The organism is Chryseobacterium sp. (assembly GCF_008831505.1).
Lineage (GTDB): Bacteria > Bacteroidota > Bacteroidia > Flavobacteriales > Weeksellaceae > Marnyiella.
This window is the reverse complement of record NZ_CP044507.1, coordinates 2454872-2475779: the sequence shown is the minus strand read 5'-3', so window position 1 is coordinate 2475779 and position 20908 is coordinate 2454872. Positions and strand designations below refer to the sequence as shown.

Below are 20908 nucleotides of genomic sequence, written 5' to 3'. Positions count from 1 at the left end.
AAGCATAATTCGCAGTGTCTAAAATATTTGACATAGTAGTAGTTGGCAGCGGGCTGGGAGGACTCGTTTCTGCACTCGTTCTTGCTAAAGAAGGTCTGAGTGTATGTGTACTCGAAAAGAATAATCAGTTTGGGGGTAACCTGCAGACTTTTTCACGCCGTAAACTCATCTTCGATACGGGCGTACACTATCTTGGCGGGCTTTCGGAAGGTCAGAACCTTCACCGATACTTCAGCTATCTGGGTATAATGGAAGGTTTGAAACTGCAAAAACTCGACGAGGACGGTTTTGACATGATTAGTTTTGATAATGATGATACCGTATATCCCCATGCGCAGGGTTACGATAATTTTGTTGAACAGCTCTCAAAACATTTCCCGGCTGAACGTGAAAATCTTCTACGGTATGTGAATGGCATTCAGGAAGTTTGTGCGCAGTTTCCGCGCTATAATTTGGCTGGAAGTGAAAGGTATTCAGAAGAGATGCTTTATCTTAATGCTGCTGCATTCCTAAGGTCAATAACTGAAAATAAAAAACTGCAGGCTGTGCTTGCCGGTTCGGGTTTCCTGTATGCCGGACTGGATGAAAACACGCCTCTTTATGTGCATGCGCTTACCGTAAATTCCTATATACAGAGTTCGTACAAATGTACGGATGGAGGCAGTCAGATCTCCAAACTGCTCATTAGGGAACTGCGGAAATATGGAGCTGAAGTTTACAAACATGCAGATGTGAGCAGTTTTGTAAACGATGACGCGGGAAATTTAAGTGCTGTGCGCACAAAAGATGCGAAGCAATATAACGGCTTACAGTTTATTTCCAATATTGAAATACGGCGTACCATTGAGCTTGCAGGTAAAGAAATGTTCAGGAAATCATTTACAAACCGCATCGCTGAACTCAAACCTACATCCTCCTGTTTCAGTGTTTATCTGGCCCTGAAACCAGGTGCTGTTTCCTATTTCAACTATAACTGTTACCATTACAGTACAGAGAAGTATTCATCGAATGGTGGTTGTTCCGAAGAAGCGGCCTGGCCGGAATCCTATATGCTTTCCTGTACCTCCGACCGTAAAAATCCGGGATTTGCTGAAAGCATGACCGTTATCACTTATATGGAATTTGATGAGGTAAATCAATGGGAAGGTACAGACAATACAGTAGCTGATCCGCAGGAACGAGGCGGGGAGTATGAAAGATTTAAGGAAGAGAAAGCTGACCGGATCATAGAGCGCCTGGAAGAAAAATTTCCCGGGCTTAGAAATCATATTGCTGCAGTTTATACGTCGTCACCCCTGTCTTACCGCGATTATATCGGGAATTACAGGGGGAATATGTACGGTTATGAGAAAGATTCGGGTAATCCCTTAAAAACAATGGTGTCGCCGCGGACTAAGATTCCTAACTTATTCTTAACCGGACAGACGGTTAATATGCACGGCATCCTGGGCGTAACGATTGGCGCTTTTGCTACCTGCGCAGAAATTTTGGGTTCAGAACTTATAGACCAGAGATTATCCACAGTATGATTAAAGCGGAGAAAATCAGGTGGTTTCTGCTAACGCATGGATTTTGTGTGATGCTTTTTTTCTCTGCCATTTCCTGTGGAGTACAAAAGTCGGCGCAGTATACCCCCAATCTCAGCTCCTTCCCGGTTACAAAACCTGTGACCACTAAACTTAACGACAGCACAACCGTTTCCGGTCATAATTTCCTCACCAAAAACAGGCAGAATCTCTGGGAACTTTATATTTCGGGTAATGCGCTGCAATTGGGATATAACCAGGGTGCGCTTACCCAGGAACTTATGCATAAACAGGAACAGATATTTTTTTCGAAAGTGGAAGATATGGTGCCATCCAAAAGGAAGCAGCGGGTTTTGAGTAAGGTTCTGAAATTTTACAACCGGAATATGTACCGTCATGTCCGTAATGATTTTCAGGCAGAGATTTATGGACTTTCTCAATATTCGGGGGATAAGTATGATTGTATCGCACCGAAGTTCCAGCGGAACCTTTATCTGCACGGTGCACACGACATCGGGCACGCACTGCAGGATCTAATGCTGGTCGGATGTTCCTCGCTGGCGGTATGGAACGGGACATCTGAAAACGGTAAGCTCCTCATCGGCCGGAATTTTGATTTTTATGCCGGAGATGATTTTGCCAAAGAAAAAATCGTCGCATTTGTAAATCCCGAAGCTGGAATCCCGTATATGTCGGTTACCTGGCCGGGGATGACGGGTGTAGTTTCTGGCATGAATGCCGAAGGTCTGACCGTTTCTATTAATGCGGGTAAATCGAAGATACCGCTAAGTGCCAAAACACCTATTTCGTTGGTAGCGAAAGAGATTCTGCAGTTTGCGGCAAATATTTCGGAAGCGGTAAAGATCGCCAAAAAAAGAAAGGTATTTGTCTCCGAGAGCATTATGGTAGGCAGTGCAGCGGACCGGAAAGCAGTGTTGATTGAAATGTCACCTAAAAATTTTGGAGTGTTCGACGCTCAGAACTCTTCCCAACTTGTTTGCTCCAATCATTTCCAGTCGCAGGCTTACAGTAATGACAGGCGAAATAAGAAACATATTGCCGAAAGCCATTCCCAATATCGCTTTGACCGAATGAATGAGCTTCTGGAAAAAAGTGAAAAACTGAATCCGGCGAAAATGGTTTCCATTCTCCGAAATAAAGACGGCCTGAAGGATATCAGGCTGGGCTACGGCAACGAAAAAGCTTTGAACCAACTGTTGGCACATCATTCAGTCATTTTTTCGCCTGAGGAAAGACTGGTTTGGGTTTCCAGCAGTCCCTATCAGCTGGGTGAAATGGTAAGTTATGACCTGAAGGAGATTTTTAAGGAAAGGAAAGGTTATGTACTGAGTACCGGCGAAAGAAATATCGCCCGTGATCCTTTTGCTGATAGTCAGGAATTTCAGGATTATGAACTCTACCGGACAATAGACAGTGAAGTGGATGATGCCCTGAAAAAAAATACCGAGCTGCCCGCAGATTACCTGCAAAAGTATCAGCGACTTAATCCTGAACTGTGGAGCGTGTACTACAAGGCCGGAAAATATTATTATGAAAGGAAAGAATACACGAAGGCGACCGTACAGTTTGAAAAGGCACTGACCAAGGAGATTACCACGGTTCCCGACCGCAAAAAAGTGGAGAGATATTTAAAGAAATTAAAAGGAATTACGAAGTAGTTCTGTCCTTCTCTTCAGAATTGAACTTTTCAAGAAAATAATAAAACCCGAACCCAAACAGAGCAGAAACTATAGTAGCCAGTATCAGGCTTCCCAAAACATACTGCAAAAGGTGCCTTTTAACCAAATCCAAACTGAATTCCTGATCCATGAAATTGGTCTCTGAACCCAAAAGATAGCCGCCAATTGCCAGTGATCCGCCAACGATCAGGGGAATAAATGGCGGAATACTTACATTGGAAAATGCAAAAGCAAGTACTTTATTCAGTTTCAGCAATACTGCCAGGGAAATGGTAAGGAAAGTCTGAAAACCCCAAAAGGGTGACAAGCCGATGAATGTACCCAAGGCAATGGACATGGCCTTCTTACGGTTGCTGCCGTCACTTTCCAGAACGTCTTCTTTCAGGAAGCGTTTAAAACTTTTTTTTTTGAAATTCCTGATAAACCTGCGCGGCGCAATGTAAAATATGGCTATGAATACCAACACTGTGTTCAGAATACTTATCCGCACAAAATCCGCGAAAGGGCGGAAATGGGAAACCCGTTCTTCCGGGTCGTACAGCACTTTTACCGGTACATTTTTTACAGGCACGCCTTTCCAGGCGGTCCGCACCATGATCTCAATTTCAAATTCGAACTTGGGTGTATAGAACTTCTTCGGAATTTTGTTCAAAGGATAAAGCCGGTAGCCGGACTGTGTATCCTTCAGCGTGATTCCGGTCTCAAACCAAAACCAAAATGTGGAAATCCGGTTGCCCAAACTGCTTTTCTGGGGGATGCCCGCCTGCTCCATATTGCGGTCACCTATCAGTAATACTTCAGTGCCTTCTTTCTCCAGCGCCTCTACAAAAACGGGGATGTCATCGGGATAATGCTGTCCGTCGGAATCTATGGTAAGCGCATACATATAGCCCAGTGTCCTGGCTTCTTCAAATCCTGTTCTCAGGGCATTTCCTTTGCCCCCGTTTATAGGAAGGCTGATTATCTTAATACCCTGATATTGTGTAAGAATGGATGCTGTAGAATCTGTGGAGCCATCATTAACCACAATTACATCATCTGTATAGGCCAGTACACCATTTATGACCCTCTCCAGGGTTTTATGGTTATTGTACGTGGCGATCAGGACGCAGATCTTATGTTTTTTTAGAAGGATACGGGTCTCAGCAGGGGTCATGCTCCTTTATTTCAGCTTTTGTTTTTCTGCAGCGGTGAAGGATTTTGAGTTAGCCGCAAATTTCCTGATATGTGACTTCAGGGAGGAGTTTTGTTCAGTGTAATTTTTTAGAAGGAAAGCTTTGTCGGCAGCAATGTGGCCACTGTATTTAATGAATTTAGGCAGACTTTCCTGAATGCTCAAACGTATAAGGCGCAGTTCTGCATTGTCAGGGTCCGCTTTCACGGCGTTTTCCAGCGATGTGGCGCCCGCCGAAATAATTTTCTTCCGTCCTTCACCCTTGGCAAATTTTGCCTGAATGATTTTTGCAGCAGCTTTGTATCCGGCCATTGTGGAACCCGAGCCTTTTTCCACCAGTTTCGCGAAACTGTCGGCATTTTGTTTGGTCGTGTGGGCAGATGGATATTTGGCGCGGACGGACTCAAGGTCCGGCGCCTGAAATAAAAATATAAATGCGCTTAGGAATGCGATAATCAGTTTCATAAATCAGATGAATTTATAGTTTACGGACATCTTTAGAGCAATTGTCTCTCCAAACGAGGTTACGTTCTTTACCTTTACCTGTTCGCCATCGGATTTAATATCCAGGTCCAGCTTCAGGACAGGTGTTTCTACCGGATTGATGATGGCCATGAATTTTACGTTATTGGCAGAGGTCAGGAATAATTTTCTTTCCAGAATCCGCTCCGTTACATCCTTTACGATCTGCATCATACAGACGCCGGGAGCTACCGGGTTTCCGGGAAAATGCCCACTGAAAATCCCGTGCTCCGAATCCAGCGTAATCATGGCTGAGTAAGTTCCTTCGTCAGTATTCTCGCAAGAGTTCAAAATATAAAATCCGTTCAGTATATCCATGTTTTCGTTAATTAGGCTTATTCTGACTCAGGCTTAATATGGTTAAGCTTTATTTTAAGTCTGAAGTCTTTGTGTATCAGCGTTATTGAGTCGGCGAAGATAGCAGATTTTCCGTCAAACAGAAAATTAACCTTCTCCTTTCCGTTTTGGGTGATGACTGTTTTCTTCAGCAGACCATCTTTTTTACCGTAAAAAAGAAAATTTTTTCCTTTAGGATTTTCGGTTGCAAATATTTTAAACGCTGCATCTTCCGAAACTTCGGTTACATCATAACTTTCCTTTAACAAAGCCCTGAAATCCTTCTCAAGAATATTTTTCACCAATTTCCTGTCCAGATCGGGAATAAGGTAATTGATCTTAAAAGCAGTATCAGAGATCTCAAAATCCAGCATTTTATTGCCGAAATCAGTGGTCATCGCTACCCGATGGATATCAGATATCTTTTTTATGATAAGTATTCCGCTAAGGTTATTGCCGTAAATCTCAATCTGAGTCCGGTACAGATAGTCAGTTTCCGGTGAGCTGAAATAGGTGTTCTCCACGACTGTTGATGCAGAGGAGCTTATGGAAGTGCCTGCCGGCGTATAAGATTTGCAGGACTGACTTGCAATCAGCAGGCTAAAGACTGAAAGCAGCAGCAGGTACAGGCGCATTGACCTTTGTGTTTTTAAAGACAATATTGGTGGTATCACCGGAGGCTTCCAGCATATTCACCTGCGTAACCACTGTTTGATTGGGTGCAAAGTGCAGGTCAACCTGTTTGATATACTTTAACAGCTGCGCAGATTTCGGAATAAACCGGGCCATGTTATTGCTCCCGCTTTTAAAATAGCTAACCGAAAAATCCGGGTCATTCAGAAGATTTCCATTGGCACTGCCGATTATTAATTTGTTAAGTTTTTCGAAATTTTTGGATTTTGCATTAATAGTGGATTTTTTGCCCTGGTCGTTGATGTGCATTTTTCCGTTTTTGAAAACTACACTGTACTGATAAGGTTTGGTGTACTTCCAGCTTAACATTCCGGGAGCCTGCAGCGCCATTTCGCCGGAGGTTACAAGGTCTTTGTTCAGGAAATCCATTTTCTTGGTTTGTACAAAGTTGGCCTGCAGCGTTTTTATTTTCTTACTTTCAGCCGATATTCTAGCAGTAAACTGTTTGATTTCCGCCGCGTTCATTTTGGTCTGTGCCGATGTAAATAGACCTGCAAAAAGCAGGAGGAATGCTATAATGTTTGATTTCATTTCTTGAAGTTGAAAAGTTCTGACACGGTTACGCTTTTATAGTTTTCGCGCTCCAAAAATAGCAATATTTCCTGCAGTACACGGTAGGATTTATCTGAAGTGTCATGGAGCAGGATTACGCTTCCGGGTTCAATTTTGGGCAGTATCCTTTTTAGTATCTTTTTTTCGTTGCTGATGGCCGTGTCGAAACTACGTATATTCCACCCGATGGACTTCTTACCGGTTCTGCTTATTGCCCGGGCGATATTTGGATTGGTAATGCCAAATGGAGGACGGTAAAGGTCTGTGGTGAGATCTGATTTCTTCAGCATCACTCTGTCGTTACGCAAGATTTCCCTTTTCATCCTGAAAGTGGAAAGAAAACCGGTTGCCTTGGAATGTGAAAAGGTATGGTTGCCCACCTCATGGCCTTCAGCAACTGTTCTGTTGAAGATTTCCGGATGCTTTATTATCTGTGTTCCAATGCAGAAAAAAGTTGCTTTTTGCTCATGCCTGGCCAAAAGGTCCAGGAATTTTGGGGTAAATTCAGTTGGTCCATCGTCGAATGTAAGTGCAATGATTCGGTCTTCAGCCTTTGGATTACTGATAAAGCTTTTCAGGAACCAGTTGAAATCCATATTGGTCACGCCTAAAAAAGTAACCACACCGAAAATTGCCAATATAACAAAGTACATCCATAGTTCACCTTTCAAGAAATAGACAGCCAACGTGATGGCTATAAAAATTAAGATGGAAATCCGGTGTTTCAAATGACGCAGTTAAAGCAGATTGATAAATACATTTTACCCGATTCCTGTAAGCAGAACCGGCTGTCAGGCTTTTTTGAGCAAGGTCAAACTGTGGTCTTCACCATTAAGATGGTTGTAGATAAGGATACTATTGATGAAATCTTTCTGAATGTCCTTATTAATCCTCATCGCCTCCGGAATTTCCTGACGTTTCAGAATCTGGTTGGCCATAAAGAAGGCAAATCCGCTGGCTGTATTAAATTCGCCGCTAAGGTGCTTGAAGAAAAGCTGATCTGTCCCTTCAAATATTTCCATAGCGGTTTTATAATAGCCATCTGTGCGCGCATCTCCGCTGAAACCCAGTAAAACCGCATCAATGTCTGTGGTTTCCAGTTTATTTTTAGCCAGAAATTCGGATATGAATGAACTTACCCCGTTTTCTTCAAGCTTGTTGATGAAAGTTACCTCCTGCAACTGTGCGCTTGTATTTTCAGATTTTTCTGAACTGAGTACGAAAAAGGCAGAACCTTCGCCCCAAACCACACCTGCTGTGGATGAATCAAGGTAATCTGCAGGTAAATCTGTTTCTTTTTTAATAGTCCCTTTTAAACGGTACAGTTCCATCGTCCTTGCCGCCTTTTCATCTGTCGCGCCAACCAGAATGTTGTTTGCTTCGTCATGTTCGATCTGAAGCTTCGCGTCCAGCAGACTCATTTCCAGCGATGAACCCGGATTTACATACGTGAAATTATAGGCATGGCATGAATTGGCCAAAGCAATCTGTCCGGCTACGGTATTGTGTGTGGATTGTATGAAATGTGTAGGCGTCAGGAATTCTTCATTGTTTTCAATGACGTTTTTCAGAAACTTCTCAGAGTCCTCTTCGCAGCCCATTCCCGTACCAACGATAATGGCATCCGGTGTCACTATACCGGCTTCGTTCATGGCTTTCTGCGCGGCTACGGCACTCATCTTCACCGTTTTGGACATCCGTCTGATCTGAGCCGGCGGAATAAACTCTTTATAATTGGGAGCAACCGCATTAAGCAGCACTGAGGTTTGCTCAGCTTCCATTGTATGGAAAAATTCTGCATTCAGCGTGTCCTGCACCGAAATACACACGGCACTGTTAACATAAACCGGCTTCATGATTTCGAGAAAATTAAAGTGGAACAGTTGCCTCCGAACCCAAATGAATTTGAGAGTACGTGATTGATTTCCTTCCGCTTAAGTTCTGTTACAGGCGTAAGGTCAAACTCCTGCATCGGAGTTTTAAAATTCAGGTTTGGAAAGATGACTCCGTTGTTGATTGCCAGTATGGAATAGACGGCTTCTACTGCCGCAGCAGCAGCCAGAGTGTGTCCTGTAAAGGCTTTGGTAGAACTGAAATCCGGCACCTGGCCATCACCAAAAATCCTCAGCATGGCCGTACCTTCGGAGAGGTCATTGTTTGGAGTCGCCGTTCCGTGCGCGTTGATATAGTTGATATCTCTTGTGTCAAGTCCCGATACTTTCAGCGCCTTTTCCATAGCCAGATAGGCACCGGTTCCGTCTTCGGAGGAAGCGGTCTGATGGTGGGCATCGTTCGCATTGGCATACCCCGACAGCCAGGCAATCGGCTTTTTATTTTCTTTCTCTAAGACCTCATCACTTTCCAGTACCAAAAAAGCGGCTGCTTCGCCCAGATTAAGACCCTTGCGGTCATTATCAAAAGGAGTATTGTAGGTGTCGGTGACGATCATCAGGGTTTTGAAACCGTTCAGCGTGAATTTTGAGAGTCCGTCGGTGCCGCCTACGATCACACGGTCCAGAATGCCACTCTGTATAAGTTTCGCACCCATCATAATGGCATTGGCCGCCGATGAACATGCTGTACTTATTGTGGAAACCATGCCTTTCAGACCTAAAACCTCAGCAATTGCCAAAGAGGACTGTCCGGCATCATGAGTAGCGATGTATTTCTGTTTATCAGGTTGGTTTTCGTAGTCGTAGAAGTATTTTTCGGTAACGTCCATACCGCCCACGCTTGTTGATGAAATAAGTCCTGTGCGATATTGGTCCAGGTTCTTAATGCCGGCACTTTCTACGGCTTCCTTTGCCGCCACAATGCCGAGGAGGGTGCTGCGTGCGTAATTGTTGTCCTTGGGAATACCCAACTCTGAAATCAGGTCTTCGTTAGACATTTTTATTTCCCCCAGTTTCACGTCGCCACGGTGGCGTGTTTCAAGGAATTCGATATCGGAAATCCCATGTCTGGACTCCAGAAGTGAGGCGTAATTTTCTTCTACATTCCGGCCAATGGAGGAAATGATTCCCATGCCGGTGATGGCAATCTTTCGCGACATGGACTATTTGGTTCTGTGCTGTTCGATATAGGTAGCCATCGTGTCGATGCTTTCGAAGATTTCCTTCCCTTTCTTCGGGTCAGCCAGCTTAATTCCGTACTGCTTGTCCAGTAAAACGATAAGTTCCAGCGCGTCTATGGAATCCAATCCAAGTCCGCCGCCGAAAAGTGGTGCATCGTTTGCGATTTCCTCTGCAGAAACATCTTCAAGGTTCAGTACTTCTATAATTTTATGCTTTAATTCTTCTCTTAAGTCCATAATTTCTTTTATAAGGTCAACAAATATACAAAACCTTTGTAATTCTCCCCGTACAATTCCGTCCAGCCCACCAGCACCTGCTCTGCCTTTCCTGACTTCAGGAGCTGTCCTGCGTAAAGGTTCATAAAGTCTTCATCAAACTCATTGATGACGAAGAAAGCATTCTCGGTTTGAAGCTGATGCCTGATGCTGATCTCACCCAGACAGATATTTGGGAGGGTGTATACAAAAACCGCCGGGCTTGGGAAATAATTTTCTTCCGAATTGATACTTTCCTGATATTTCATGTCGGTATCCAGACTGGAGGACCGGTTGGCGAAAACCAAAGCGGTGTTTTTATTCTCTTCATCCCTCAATGCCATTTCGGAAGCCATAAATGCAAGTTTGCTTAAAGCATCCATCTTGTGGAATTTGGGATAGTCGAAACTGAACTTTTTATAAACAGCCTTGGCAAAATCAGCGAAATGGAGGTGCGCTTCCTGAAAAACCACCTCATCATCCACTGTGATGCTGCCATTTTCTATACTGCACGTTTTCAGCGTTTTCATTGGGCACATTTTTTCAGGATGATGGCTGCATTGGACCCGCCAAATCCGGAAGCCGTTTTCAAAATATATTCAATTTCCTGAGCTTTATTTTCGGTAATGATATTCAGAGTATGCGAAACACCGGGATTTTCAAGATTCAGGCTTTTAATTAACGTATTGTTGCGGCCACATTCCATAGCGATAATAATTTCCAGCAATCCCGAGGCTCCCAGACAGTGTCCATAGAAGCCTTTAAGGCTGTTTGCGGGCGCATTTTGTAAGCCCGCCCGTGTAAAGGCGATGCTTTCCATTTCATCATTATAAATAGTGGCAGTACCGTGTGCGGACAGGTAGTTAATTTTTTCGGCGGAAATCTGTGCTTCTTTTAATGCGTTTTCAATGCTGCGGAACAGACCTTCGCCCGTTCTGGAAGGTCCGGAAATATGGTTGGCATCATTTACCGCACTCTCACCCAGGATTTCAAAATATATACCGTCAGTTGGTGGAGTGGAGGTTATGTACAACGCTGCCGCGGCCTCACCGATCGTAATTCCGTCACGGGATTCATCGTAAGGTTTACAAGGCTCCGAACTCATAGCCTGGAAGGAGTTGAAACCCGAGATTACAAACTCCGAAACCTCATCGCCGGCTAAAACATAAGCATCTTCGTACAGCCCCGACTCGATCATGTTTTTAGCCACCGAAACCGCCATCACACCTGAAACACAGGCATTCGAAATGACCACCGGCTTTGTTTTAAAGCCGAAAACATCGGCGATTGTCTTCGCGAGCACTGAAAGGTAAGCCTCCTTAGGTGGTGCAATTTTGTTTTTCAGCAGGGAAACGTTTCCTTTGGTAGTAGAAAGGATGAAGGCTGTTTTTTCCTTAACGCCATTTTTTTCAATCAGCGGTTTCAGGCTTAGCAGCAGCATTTTTTCCAGCCGCGTGAAATTCTCAGATTTAAATTCAGCCGTGAAAATACTTTCGAGTTCATTATTGTCAATGATCCCTGCATGAAAAGGTGGCTGGTTCTCAAAAAGATCATGCTTCCTGATTCCGGATTTTCCGTCCAGAACATTTTGCCAATTGTCTTCCGCATTGTAACCTAAAGGTGTAACGCAGTTGTAATCTGTGATATAGGTCGAAATTTTCTCCATTATGAAAGTCCCATTTTATCCTTCCAGTGCTGAAAAAAGGTTGGATTATACAGTTGAAGGTTTCCGTCCGTATCGATAAATACCTGAACTGTCTCGCCGGAGCAGACCAGTTTATTTTCTTCATTAAAGATCCGGTAGCGGAACATCATTTTTGCTGTGGGCAAATTCACGAAAGTGGTTTCAACGGTTATGGTTTCGCCATATTTCAAAGGGAGAAAATGTTCACAAACCGTTCTCACAATCGGTGTGGCAAATCCGTTATGCTGAACGTCCAGATAAGAGATGCCGTGCTCGCGCCCGAAGGCTTCGCGTCCGTCCTCAAAATAGACAATATAGTGACCGTGCCATACAATCCCGAGCGGGTCGCACTCGTTGAAGCGCACCCTAACCGTTTGCCGGTTTATGATGGCATCAGATGGAGTGTTTTTTTCTTTCATAAATTAAAGCTATAAGCACTGTTACAATATAGAACAAAAGCAAAAGGCCCACCCCGGGCAGCACCTGCGATATGCCGACGTTCCTCAGGATAATGTCATAATAAGCATTGAGCCCCCAGTTCATTGGCGAGAATTTTGAGACGGTCTGCATAAAGTCAGGCATCATAAATACCGGCACCCAAATACCGCCAATGGCCGCCAAAATTACTACCGAAGTCGCACCCAGCGGCGCCGACTGTTCCTGAGTGTCCGTTAAAGTTCCGAGCAGGATTCCAAACCCGATGGCTGCCAACCCGGCGAAGAAGGTTACGAAAAGCAACTCAGGCAGTTTTCCTGCTACCTCAAACTTCGGCAGGTCCAGATAGGGGAAAAGATAAACGCCCACCGCAAGCATCAGCAAAAACTGTATCATGCAGATCATCAGATAAGTGAAGGTCTTGCCAAGTACGTGCACATAGTACGGCGTATGGTTGGCCAGGATGCGGATGATGGTTCCCTGGTTTTTTTCCTTTACAAGGTTGATGGAAAGCGGCACCACAATGAAGAAGATGGCAAACAGGGCCCAGGCCGGCACATTGTGCTGAACAGAGTTGGGCAGGGCTTCGTCATCGCCTTTCGGGGTTATTTCCTTAAAAGCGATAAATTTCTGGTCAAAAGAAATATCATCTTCGGTTCCGAGTTGGTCCTGAAAGGCTGCGTAGATTTTCTGATTTTCAATGGTCGCTACCATTTCATTTACCGAACTCTTCACGCCGCTCTTGAAGCCTGCGCTGGTCACCGGATCGAAATAGAGGTGGATTTCCTTTGCTTTGGGCAGTTCACGCTGCACCGCCGCCGTATCCGTTTCGCCCACGCCCAGGGAACTTACGATGGACTGAACCTTAAAGTCGATGCTTTGGTTCATGTTCTCTGTGAGATTTTCCGGAATCACGATGGCCATCTGATAATCGCCGTTGAAGACCGCCTGTCTGGCTTTGTCTTCGTCTAAATTGTTCGTGATGAGATCGAAGGTATCGCCCTTTTTCAGTCCGTCCGTTATGATTTTCGAAACCTCGGATTTGTCATTGTCAACAAGTAAAAGCGGGATTTTGGTGCCCTCCAGATTTTTGAAGGTGGAATCCTGAATAAGCGTAATGGTGATGATGAGCACCAGGGGCATGATGAAGATGATCAGGATGCCGCCCATGTCTCGTTTCAGCAATAAGATCTCCTTCCACAGGGCTCTCCAGAGTTTATATAACATCGCGAAGTTCTTTTCCGGTTAGTGAAATGAAAACGTCTTCCAGGTTTTCGGCTTTTGGGATGTTGGCAATGAGTTCCTCCGGACTGCCGATGGCATAAATCTGACCGTTGTCTATGATGGCGATCTTCGTACAGAACTCCTGCGCTTCCTGAAGGTGGTGCGAGGTGTACACAATGCTGGTTCCCTTTTGGTTCAGCTCTTTCAGGAATTCAATGATTACATTTCGCGACTGTACATCCACTCCCACAGTTGGCTCATCCAGGAAAAGGACTTTAGGGCTGTGCATAATGCCGGCGATAAGGTTGCAGCGGCGCTTCATTCCGCCGGAAAAATGTTCGATCTTTTTGTTGGCGAAATTGGTAAGGCCCACACGCTCCAGCATGGTATCGATCTTTTGGTGCAGATCGGCATGCTTCAAACCGTAAAGTGCGCCAAAGAACATCAGGTTTTCCCTGGCGGTCAGGGTAGGGTAGAGCGCGTATTCCTGCGGTACAATTCCGGTAATTTTTTTTATGGAGTTCAGCCGGTTGCGGGGCGAGAGTCCGTTAATGGTATAGCTGCCGGAGGTGGGTTTTATAAGTCCGCAGAGCATGGAAATCAGGGTGGTTTTACCGGCACCGTTCGGACCGAGGATGCCGTAGATTTCGTTTTCTGCGATCTCCAGCGAAATATTGTTCACAGAGAAATCGTCTGCATTTTTATATTTCTTGTAGAGGTTTTTTATTTCAATGATGTTTGTAGCCAAAATCGATGGTTTTCAGCCTGCAAAATAGTGAATTTAGAGGGAAGGGGAAAGGGCAGTGAATTGGGTGGTAGTTGGATGTACGTCACTGAGTACTTGCCGATAAAATTAATTCGTCTGACTGCTCAAGTTAAAATCTTACAAATAAGTTTAATTTCACTAAACTTGCAGTTAAATGTTAACTCCAATAAACTGAGTTTAAAAACAGCAACTATGAAAAAATTTCTCGCTTTGTTTCTTTTGCTTTTTGGCCTGCTTATCTCTGCACAGGAAATCCAGATAAAAACTGATTCTGTTTATACTGAGGTGGAAGAGGCAGCGGAATACCCTGGTGGTTTGCAGAAATTCCGTCAGGCAATAATGAAAGATTTCAATGCATCCAAAATCACCGGGAAAGGAATGCTAGCTTCCGAAACCACTTTTATAATTACCACCGAAGGCCGGATTACCGACATTAAATACACAGGAAATGCGGCTTTGGGAAATGAAATGGTCCGTGTGCTTTCCAATATAAAAGAGCGGTGGCTTCCTGCTAAAATTAATGGTCAGCCAGTAAAAAGCAATTTTAGATTGCCTATGAACATGCGTTTCGAATAGATCAATAGACGGGGTTCTATTAAGTCATCTGTAACCTCACTCCAAAGAATTATTATACCTAAGTCTGTTGGCTTTTATCCTGTTTCTGTATTCAGGGTTATTCACTCGGCCTTGAAGGGGATCACTCATAAACTCATTCCTTTTTGAATATATACTGCTCGCGGGTAACTTCTATGCCTTTTTTCTGCACTAAATAACTGAGCTCATATCCAGGGAATCCTGAACAAAAGTGAATTTATATTTTACAATTATTGTTGAGGAATCCCGGGCGCCTTGACCGAATAAACTGTTGGGGCAGATCAGTAAAAACAGCATTGTAAGTGACTTCACAGACTTACAGTTTGTTCTTGTACTATTTATGATTTTTGATGTGGACGGCAGCACCTGTTGTAGGGCTAATCTCCCAATGACAGCCGAAAGTGCACTCTGCGGATCCCCGCACGCCATCGTTTTTCCAAACCCAGCCTACGGGCAGACTGTTTATTTTGGCTGCCTCCTCTTTGGTCATAAAGGAAACCTGGAGGTCGTTTTCCATCTGCATTTTACCGTCTTCCAAAACTTCGAAGGCACCACTTTCCGCATTATGCTGATGGGGCATAAAAACCCCCAGATTATATTTGGCCAGCCTTGCCATCATTTCCTTTACTTCTGGCAGGTCAATAGCCTTTTGAGCCACCTGAAACGGTTCCGGTAAGAAATCCAGTACTTCCTTTGTTAATACATTGTTTTCCATGATTTTGAGTTTTATTGGTTAATAAATTCAATTAAAGTTAAAATTTATCTACCTGTAAACCAAGTGAATGGAATAATTTACAGCGTTTTACGTAGTAGAATGAAATAACAAAAAATGGACTTCGAAAGGTTTTCTAATCGTATGTGGGTCTTTTAATGACGAAACGGTCACGGTTTACAAATCCGCGAGATCGTGGGGTTATGAAATAAAGACCTTCAGGATTATGAAATTTGTAGTTTCTTTCTGCGCACGCGAAAGGATTCGCGCGGCAGCGGGGGTAGCGGGGGGTAGCGGGGGGTAGCAACGCGATGCAATCGCGCGGTAGCGGGGAGTATTAATTTGTTTTCAATAATAGAAATCCCTGCTAAAATGCACGAGCTAAGGCCTGAATAACCATTATTAGTCATAGATTGCCCAGCACTTCATAACTCACTTTTTTTACGCTCTTTTTTTTATCAATTATAAAAATATTCTTAAAATTTCGTAGCATATCAACTAAGCTTGTAGATTCAATATTTTGTAATTCTTGAATTGAGAGAAAGTTAATATTTTTATCAGCAACTTTTTTAACTGGATTTTTAAGACTATTATAAGTAAAAACTAAAGAAGGTTTACTGCTACTTTTGATAGAGACCTGTTTAGTAATTCTGTTATTTTCATCTAAATTTAATCTCGTAACCTTTTCCCCACAGTCAATAAAATTGAGTTTATATATTTCAACTATAATATTTTTGTCTTTCGAAACAGCACTTGGTTTTCCAAACTCCAAATAAATGCTTTCTCTTTTTTGAGATAAAAATAAATTACTTAAAAATAAGAAATATAGTACTATTGTAATTTTTGAGATCATTGGCAAGAGTTCTTAAGAGATTGGATTTTGTTTCTAATTTGGGATATGTAGATAAATTTTGCTGGTGCATTAGAATACGAATTTAAATAGGATGTATATTCATTAGTGTTTTCAAGACCTATCCAAGTTGCAGCGCGTTAATTATTCCTATAAACTCCCCATGCTTTTAAACATAATCAAAAGTATATTTTTTTTAGAAATGATGGTGTTGAACTAATCTGAGTTTGATGGAATTTTGAAAACTTCGCTACTGCAATTTATTCGGGTTGCATATTACTGCAAAATTCTTCCATGTTGGTGGTTTTTTTCCAGATATACAAGCTTAGTAATCTCTAATCTTAATATCATTAGTGTTTAACAAAATCAATCTTTTCGTGCAGACTAATTTTTACCTCACCACCTCCCTCAACTTTCTGAAAAACGCCTCCTCCAGATCGGCTATATTCAGCATGGATTGGGACAGGTTGTTGTAGATGTCGGATTTGCTGTTTCGGTTTTTGTACACGCGGGCAATATCTACCGCGAAATCACGCCACAGGTCACCGATGTCGGTTATTTCCCTGGAAAGTTCTTTCAGTTCGGGTTTCTTTAAAACGTCTGCCGCTTCCGCCAGAAAGGCGCCGTAAATGTAACGGAACCCGCCGCCGCCGGTGCCAATCTCTTCCTGCATGCGGATGAGCTGACCTAAATAGTGATTCGTGGTTTTCGCACCTTTTTTGTCGGCCCATTTCGGGATACTGCGCGCCACCCACCGGATGGCCTTTACGCCGATGATGGGAACCGGTGCGAGCATCTTGTTGCAGGTATCCTTAATCCCTTTTACAATGGCTTTTTCCAGCTCCAGCGTGGCCGGAATGTCCGTTGGAAAGTACATGTGGCCTTTCGGCGCCATAACGCCTTTCGCATAGCGTACGCGTTCCAGTTCTTTCTCGGTAAGTTTGGTGGTTTCGTTCATCACCGGATCGCTGATCAGGAACCGGTCACCTTCCTTGCCGTACACCACCAGGTTATGGGCGTTGAAGTGGAATTTATACTCTTCAGGGAAATAGGTCAGATGGAAAACACCAACCTGCAATCCCGTCGGAATTTTGTTTTCGAGGTTTCTTTCGAGGGCGGCCTGGGCTTCCTTTGGGTTGGAAAACCGCTGTCTTTTAATCTTGATACCGAGTCTTTTGGCGGCTTTGGAAAAGATGGCCCCTGGCATCGGTCTGTAACTGAAACCCGGCGCAAAATTGACCTTCAGAAAGGGCAGGTACACAAAATAGAGACCGGAGCCAATGCCGAAAATCATGGGTTCGCTAAGGTTCAGGCCTTTGTCCTTCAGCAGGTTGGACGCCACGCCGTTTTCGCAGTGTGCTGCCTGGTGGTGGGTGAAGTTCAGTTTGGAAGTATCGTTCATCTATTTTCCGTCAAAATTCTTTAGTTCCTCTACAGTGATCCCGAAAGCGTCGGCATATTTCTGTAAGGTTTTTTCGCTTAGTTTTCTAAATTTTCCCGGTTTGGTGTGCTGTTTTACAAAGAACGTCCAGATTCCCACATAACTGGAAAGGATGCTGAAATCCATCTTGTTCAGCTCCATAAAATAAAGAATGGGACTGGCGGTTCCGTTGGCCACCGCGGCTTTGGCCTCATTGACCCTTTCGTTAATGAGTTCCATGCTTTCCTCCAGCGCTTTTGCCTTTGCCTCCCAGCCGGTGCTGCGTGCTGTGGTATAGTTTCCGTTGTCATCGGTGACATAGTAGAGATCCGTCATGTTGGCGGACTCCAGTGCACTTTTTTCCTGCGGAACTTCTTCTTTTTTCATGATCAGAATTTTGAGGTCAAAAATAAATGAACAGGTTTCGGTTCACAGCGCCTTAATGAAAAGGCTGATCTCAGCCTCCACAAGCAAACGGTCTTCCAGATAGGTAAGACACGAAATGGTACAGATGTCGCCGAATTGTGAGTTAAGGTGCGCTTTGGAGATAATCTCGCTGCCCACCGACGGCAGTTCATGGATCTTCACTTTTTTAATATTGGTGATGAAGCCAATTACTTTGGAGCCAGGATCTTCATGGTTGCGGATCTCATCGCCAAAATCCTGACCGGTAATCGCGGAACAGGTTTGGGCTACATTTTCAATCAGGCCTGATTCAACAAAAAAGCCTTTATCAACAAAGATATTATCGGGCTGTATCCGGAACGACGTAATTACTTCTTCTTTCCGAATTTCCAGTATGCGGTCCACCATCAGCATCGGTTCGCGGTGCGGAAGGAAGTCCTGAATGTTGATGTGGTTTTCCTTTTCCAAAATTATTTAACGACCGTCTTCATTTCCGAAGTAGCAATTTCTTTTCCGTTTACCGAGCTACTGATCCTCACCAAAGTTACGCCCATCATTTCATTCAGGATCTCGACTTCGGTTTCAATCTTATCGCCAACGGCAGGCAAGGCTGAGATTTCAAAAGTTTTGATGGCTCCGATGTAACCCACAGGCGGTTCTTCATCTTTCAGATAAAACTGATAGCCGGTATGCAAAGCCACACTTTGCGCCTGATGCTCCAGCACACCCGAGGCCTGAAAGAAGCCATTGGCCACCAGAACATGTTCCTCCGGCACCGTGAAGCCCGATTTCAGCGCTGTTTCCTGCCAGGAGAACAACGCATCCACCATTATAAAAGGTTTTTTTTGCGGAATCAGGTTTCCGACGGTATTTGGGTCCGTAACCGGAAGTACAATTTCCATTACATTACGGTTAACAGTGCGCAGGAATAGGCAAAACGGCCGCTTTCCGGAATGCAGAGCAGAACTTTTTCGTCCTTTTTGAGTTTTCCGGATGCCATAAGTTCTTCCAGTGCGATGTAAATGGATGCCGCACCTATGTTACCCACTTCAGAAAGGTTGTAGAACCACTTTTCTTTCGGGAAATCCAGACCAACGGCCGCGAACTCTTCTCTTAAGCCATCTTTGAAGTAGTTTGAAGAGATATGTGCCAGCACATAATCCATATCGTCCGGATTCAGATTGTTTTTGTCGAATGAAGCTCTAAGCGCCTGAGCACCTTTCTTCAGGATGAAATCGCCCAGAAGTTTGGTGTCCTGCTTCAGCGAAAAAATCGATTGCTTCAGCCATTCATCCGCCGAATATTCGGCCCATGACTTCAGACTGCCGTCTTCCTGTTTTTCACAACCGGCGTACATGCAGGCTTCAAGCTCATGTGCGTAGGAGAAGAAATCGATGAATTCAATTCTAAGGTTTACTTCTCCTTCACGCGGCTGTTTTTCCAACAGGAAAGTACCGGCGCCGTCGGAAAGCATCCATCTTAAAAATTCCCTTTTGAAAGCGATAATCGGTTTCTCTTCCAGCTGCTTCAGGTTTTCTGCTTCGTGGTTGAACTTGTCTGCTGTCATCCAGGCCGAGAATCTTTCGGAGCCAACACAAACCGCGTTATTGGAATTTCCTGACTTTACCGACATAAAACCGTATTGAAGCGCGTTCATACCCGCGTTGCAAAGTCCCATGGAGGTATTGATCTCTATGGAGTGGTTTGGTTTCAGTACGCCGTGAACCATTGAGGCATGGGAAGGCTGGATCTGGTCTGCTGATGTGGTTCCGCAGGTAAGCAGTTCCATGTCCTCCTTGGTGAAGTTTTCGTCAAACAGCTTTTCAACTGCCTTGGCTGTGATTTCAGCGTTGGTTTCGGTGGGTTTATTGTTTTTGTCCAGCGCGTAATATCTGGTTTTGATTCCGTTGTTCCTAAGGATAAGTGCCTTTGCTTTTGAAGGTGTATCATTAACATAACCAAGGTAGTCTTCCATTTCGTCATTGGAAATTGGATTTCCCGGAAGATACTTGGCTGCCCTTGTGATATAGACTTGATTCATATTTTAGTAAAGTTATTTTTAAAGTCCCTGATAGTGTTCAATCTGTCTTTTTCTTTTCCTGTAAAAGAAAGGAGTCAGCAATGTATAAAAAAATAAAACAATGGGCGATACCACCCATATGGCAAACATGAGGTAAAACTTGTACACACCAACCCAAAATTTGCGGCTCTGAGGCTTTCTGGCAATGATTCCGGAAAAGACCGTAAAGAGTTTATTGCCTACGGTTTCCACCTTGATAAGGAAGGGGCGGATCTCTACGGCTCCGTTCTGTACCAATTCTTTCTGCATTCCACCATAGCTGCCACTCCCGGCATATTTCATAATGATTTGGCCGTATTTTCCGGCTTCATCAATCTCCTTCTGGGCAACACCCGCCGGCGGAAGCGGTTTTTTCTGTTCTTTATTTCCTGTCTGCATCCAGTTCAGGATGGTGATGACGCTGGTGTAATTATCATGCCTGTCTACCAGCGCAATATTTCCGACGAGTTCGGCCTGCAGCCTTTTTAAATGCACTTTAAGTTTATCCTGAGAGAGCATCCACATGTTCCTTGTCCCACTAATGGTGACTACCGGAGTGTGGGCCATCAGTCTTTCGGCAAATTCACTTTTAAGGAAAGAGATCACAGGAATCGAAGGAGTGAGAAACCATACCTGATAGCCAAAAAGGATCAGGTCGTATTTCGTATTCAGGATTTCCTCAGACGGCGGGATGATTTCACGCGGCACTTGCAGGTAGCTTTCAGGAAAGGTATCGTAGAAAACCTCCGGCTTCCAGGGAAATTCAAAATCCTCCTTCAGCTTGATCTCGTAATAGGTAATCTCAAAATGACTGCGGTCCCGGAATCCCCCGGCAATATTCTTCATGATCTCTTCTAGCTGTCCGGTTTGTGAATAATAGGTAACCAGTATCTTCTTCGGCATTGCAGTTTATGAATTTCTACAAAAA

At 44.1% G+C, this 20908-nt stretch carries 25 protein-coding genes; 3 read left to right on the top strand and 22 right to left on the bottom strand.

The genetic code is table 11. The features are described from left to right. Window positions 1–14 precede the first annotated feature (14 nt). The gene (locus F7R58_RS11595; protein ID WP_158065069.1) at window positions 15–1529 is read left to right on the top strand and encodes a phytoene desaturase family protein; all 1515 of its coding nucleotides are present in this window, start codon (window positions 15–17) and stop codon (window positions 1527–1529) included. A 50-nt stretch (window positions 1530–1579) separates the two neighbouring features. Then, the gene (locus F7R58_RS11590) at window positions 1580–3205 is read left to right on the top strand and encodes a C45 family autoproteolytic acyltransferase/hydolase (RefSeq protein WP_158065068.1); all 1626 of its coding nucleotides are present in this window, start codon (window positions 1580–1582) and stop codon (window positions 3203–3205) included. Here the strand turns inward: F7R58_RS11590 and F7R58_RS11585 are convergent. From F7R58_RS11585 to F7R58_RS11520, 14 genes are all read right to left on the bottom strand, one after another. Further along, on the bottom strand, window positions 3195–4382 hold the full coding sequence (locus F7R58_RS11585; RefSeq protein WP_158065067.1) for a DUF2062 domain-containing protein: 1188 nt from the start codon (window positions 4380–4382) through the stop codon (window positions 3195–3197). The two genes, F7R58_RS11590 and F7R58_RS11585, sit on opposite strands and share 11 nt — an antisense overlap. 6 nt (window positions 4383–4388) lie before the next feature. Beyond that, complete coding sequence (locus tag F7R58_RS11580; protein WP_158065066.1) at window positions 4389–4865, bottom strand: hypothetical protein; 477 nt, start codon at window positions 4863–4865, stop codon at window positions 4389–4391. Window positions 4866–4868: 3 nt separating this feature from the next. Then, complete coding sequence (locus tag F7R58_RS11575) at window positions 4869–5234, bottom strand: 3-hydroxyacyl-ACP dehydratase (protein WP_410493620.1); 366 nt, start codon at window positions 5232–5234, stop codon at window positions 4869–4871. A 23-nt stretch (window positions 5235–5257) separates the two neighbouring features. Continuing rightward, complete coding sequence (locus tag F7R58_RS11570; protein ID WP_158065064.1) at window positions 5258–5893, bottom strand: hypothetical protein; 636 nt, start codon at window positions 5891–5893, stop codon at window positions 5258–5260. Continuing rightward, window positions 5859–6482, bottom strand: a complete 624-nt coding sequence (locus tag F7R58_RS11565) for a LolA family protein (RefSeq protein WP_229723814.1) — start codon at window positions 6480–6482, stop codon at window positions 5859–5861. The genes F7R58_RS11570 and F7R58_RS11565 overlap by 35 nt, the downstream gene beginning before the upstream one ends. Continuing rightward, window positions 6479–7231: a polysaccharide deacetylase family protein gene (locus tag F7R58_RS11560; RefSeq protein ID WP_158065063.1), complete on the bottom strand. Its 753-nt coding sequence runs from the start codon at window positions 7229–7231 to the stop codon at window positions 6479–6481. The genes F7R58_RS11565 and F7R58_RS11560 overlap by 4 nt, the downstream gene beginning before the upstream one ends. A 63-nt stretch (window positions 7232–7294) precedes the next feature. Continuing rightward, entirely contained in the window at window positions 7295–8359 is a 1065-nt protein-coding gene (locus tag F7R58_RS11555; protein ID WP_158065062.1) for a beta-ketoacyl synthase N-terminal-like domain-containing protein, read from the bottom strand. After that, complete coding sequence (locus tag F7R58_RS11550) at window positions 8356–9555, bottom strand: beta-ketoacyl-[acyl-carrier-protein] synthase family protein (RefSeq protein ID WP_158065061.1); 1200 nt, start codon at window positions 9553–9555, stop codon at window positions 8356–8358. The genes F7R58_RS11555 and F7R58_RS11550 overlap by 4 nt, the downstream gene beginning before the upstream one ends. Window positions 9556–9558: 3 nt before the next feature. Beyond that, on the bottom strand, window positions 9559–9816 hold the full coding sequence (locus F7R58_RS11545) for a phosphopantetheine-binding protein (protein WP_158065060.1): 258 nt from the start codon (window positions 9814–9816) through the stop codon (window positions 9559–9561). Between the two features lie 5 nt (window positions 9817–9821). Beyond that, window positions 9822–10352, bottom strand: a complete 531-nt coding sequence (locus F7R58_RS11540; RefSeq protein WP_187695285.1) for a 3-oxoacyl-ACP synthase — start codon at window positions 10350–10352, stop codon at window positions 9822–9824. A 5-nt stretch (window positions 10353–10357) separates the two neighbouring features. Continuing rightward, the gene (locus tag F7R58_RS11535; RefSeq protein ID WP_158065058.1) at window positions 10358–11497 is read right to left on the bottom strand and encodes a beta-ketoacyl synthase N-terminal-like domain-containing protein; all 1140 of its coding nucleotides are present in this window, start codon (window positions 11495–11497) and stop codon (window positions 10358–10360) included. Then, the gene (locus tag F7R58_RS11530; RefSeq protein ID WP_158065057.1) at window positions 11497–11934 is read right to left on the bottom strand and encodes an acyl-CoA thioesterase; all 438 of its coding nucleotides are present in this window, start codon (window positions 11932–11934) and stop codon (window positions 11497–11499) included. The genes F7R58_RS11535 and F7R58_RS11530 overlap by 1 nt, the downstream gene beginning before the upstream one ends. Then, the gene (locus F7R58_RS11525; protein WP_158065056.1) at window positions 11909–13177 is read right to left on the bottom strand and encodes an ABC transporter permease; all 1269 of its coding nucleotides are present in this window, start codon (window positions 13175–13177) and stop codon (window positions 11909–11911) included. Before F7R58_RS11525 ends, F7R58_RS11530 begins: the two co-directional genes overlap by 26 nt. After that, complete coding sequence (locus tag F7R58_RS11520) at window positions 13167–13922, bottom strand: ABC transporter ATP-binding protein (RefSeq protein WP_229723813.1); 756 nt, start codon at window positions 13920–13922, stop codon at window positions 13167–13169. The genes F7R58_RS11525 and F7R58_RS11520 overlap by 11 nt, the downstream gene beginning before the upstream one ends. Window positions 13923–13949: 27 nt before the next feature. On the opposite strand from F7R58_RS11520, the gene F7R58_RS11515 reads away from it, so the two are divergent. Next, entirely contained in the window at window positions 13950–14516 is a 567-nt protein-coding gene (locus tag F7R58_RS11515) for an energy transducer TonB (RefSeq protein WP_158065055.1), read from the top strand. Window positions 14517–14868: 352 nt separating this feature from the next. Here the strand turns inward: F7R58_RS11515 and F7R58_RS11510 are convergent, their stop codons facing one another. From F7R58_RS11510 to F7R58_RS11475, 8 genes are all read right to left on the bottom strand, one after another. Beyond that, window positions 14869–15249: a hypothetical protein gene (locus F7R58_RS11510; protein WP_158065054.1), complete on the bottom strand. Its 381-nt coding sequence runs from the start codon at window positions 15247–15249 to the stop codon at window positions 14869–14871. Between the two features lie 403 nt (window positions 15250–15652). Continuing rightward, on the bottom strand, window positions 15653–16099 hold the full coding sequence (locus tag F7R58_RS11505; protein ID WP_158065053.1) for a hypothetical protein: 447 nt from the start codon (window positions 16097–16099) through the stop codon (window positions 15653–15655). Between the two features lie 388 nt (window positions 16100–16487). Continuing rightward, window positions 16488–17498 carry a BtrH N-terminal domain-containing protein gene (locus F7R58_RS11500; RefSeq protein WP_158065052.1) on the bottom strand — a complete coding sequence of 337 codons (1011 nt, stop codon included), beginning with the start codon at window positions 17496–17498 and terminating at the stop codon, window positions 16488–16490. Next, complete coding sequence (locus tag F7R58_RS11495) at window positions 17499–17903, bottom strand: hypothetical protein (protein ID WP_158065051.1); 405 nt, start codon at window positions 17901–17903, stop codon at window positions 17499–17501. A 42-nt stretch (window positions 17904–17945) separates the two neighbouring features. After that, window positions 17946–18389, bottom strand: coding sequence for an ABC transporter permease (locus F7R58_RS11490; RefSeq protein ID WP_317132561.1), 444 nt, complete (start codon window positions 18387–18389; stop codon window positions 17946–17948). Between the two features lie 2 nt (window positions 18390–18391). Then, window positions 18392–18823, bottom strand: a complete 432-nt coding sequence (locus F7R58_RS11485) for a hypothetical protein (protein WP_158065050.1) — start codon at window positions 18821–18823, stop codon at window positions 18392–18394. After that, window positions 18823–19962 carry a beta-ketoacyl-ACP synthase III gene (locus tag F7R58_RS11480; RefSeq protein ID WP_158065049.1) on the bottom strand — a complete coding sequence of 380 codons (1140 nt, stop codon included), beginning with the start codon at window positions 19960–19962 and terminating at the stop codon, window positions 18823–18825. Before F7R58_RS11480 ends, F7R58_RS11485 begins: the two co-directional genes overlap by 1 nt. An 18-nt stretch (window positions 19963–19980) precedes the next feature. Further along, a complete protein-coding gene (locus F7R58_RS11475) occupies window positions 19981–20883 on the bottom strand; it encodes a dialkylrecorsinol condensing enzyme DarA (protein WP_158065048.1) in 903 nt (300 codons plus the stop codon). Window positions 20884–20908 lie beyond the last annotated feature (25 nt).